Here is a 1,218-nt window from a genome sequence, read left to right as displayed (position 1 = left end):
GTTGTTATCGGGGTCGATGTAATTTCGAACCGGCGGTTATAGTCCGCGACCCGCACACATCCAGTGGGCGGTTGACTCAGTGAAACTCTGAGACCGACGGTTAAAGTCCGGATGAGAGATAACAGCGGAATCGGTGCACCATGTTTATCGATGACGCTTACGCGCATCTATGCTCGCTCAGCCGTGCCGGCTTGGGTGGCACATACCCCAACCCAAATGTTGCAGCTGCTATCTATAGCGCCGGCGGAAAACTTATCGCCGATGGTTTTCATAATCGCGCGCAATCCGCCGATCACGCCGAAGTTGTTGCACTCAAAAAAGCGGGCGCTGCAGCGCGCGGTGCCACGATGGTTATCTCACTTGAACCATGTGCTCACACCGGAACAACACCGCCCTGCACGCAAGCGATTATCGATGCCGAATTCGCAAAAGTTATTTATGCCATTACTGATCCCAACCCGATTGCGGCCGGGGGAGCGCAGCTTCTCACCGCTGCCGGCATCACGGTGGAACAGCAAAAGAGTGCCGAACTAGAATTTATTCAACGAGCATGGCTGACTAAGCAATTACTAGGTCGCCCGCTGATGATCTGGAAAGTTGCTATGACACTTGATAGCAAAGTGGCGGCAAGTGATGGCACATCACAATGGATTAGTGGGCCTGAATCTAGGGATGACGTGCAGGTGCTGCGCGCGCAATCCGATGCAATTTTGATTGGAACAAATACGGCAATCATTGATAACCCTCATTTAGTTCCGCGCGGCCATGCTGCTCGTCCAGTGCGCATTGTATGCGGAGAACAAGTGGTGCCACCTACCCACAATGTTTTTGATGAGCAAGCTCGCACCATTACAGTGAAATCAAAGTCGATTCCAGAGCTGATGAAGGTGTTAAGCGATGAAGGATTTAACCAAGTATTAGTTGAAGCCGGACCCACACTGGGCTCTGCCCTGATGGCAACTGGAAATATCGATGAACTCATTATTTATCAGGCACCCAAGCTACTTGGCGCGGGTAAAGAATTTGTCAGCCATCTCGGTATTTCCACGCTGGCAGATCACATCGGCCTGGAGCTGATATCAGCTGCGCAATTTGGTAGCGATACCAAATCCCATTACCGAATTGTGAAGGGGCGCTAAATGTTTACTGGTCTTATTACAGAACTTGGCACCGTGCAAGGCATTACTCGCGCAGAAAGCTCTGCTGTCTTTACTATCA

The 1,218-nt window shown here is 51.1% G+C and carries 1 protein-coding gene and 1 riboswitch; the gene reads left to right on the top strand.

The genetic code is table 11. The features are described from left to right. Position 1: 1 nt before the first annotated feature. A riboswitch (FMN riboswitch) is annotated at positions 2-127 on the top strand. A gap of 13 nt (positions 128-140) precedes the next feature. Beyond that, positions 141-1,139 (top strand): bifunctional diaminohydroxyphosphoribosylaminopyrimidine deaminase/5-amino-6-(5-phosphoribosylamino)uracil reductase RibD, encoded by a 999-nt coding sequence (gene ribD / locus AC9UEP_RS05820; RefSeq protein WP_509545021.1) that lies wholly within the window; start codon positions 141-143, stop codon positions 1,137-1,139. Positions 1,140-1,218: the final 79 nt, after the last annotated feature.

This window comes from Candidatus Planktophila sp. (genome assembly GCF_040402315.1).
GTDB lineage: Bacteria > Actinomycetota > Actinomycetes > Nanopelagicales > Nanopelagicaceae > Planktophila.
Note: the sequence above shows the minus strand (reverse complement) of the source record. Positions and strands in the feature narration are given on the sequence as shown.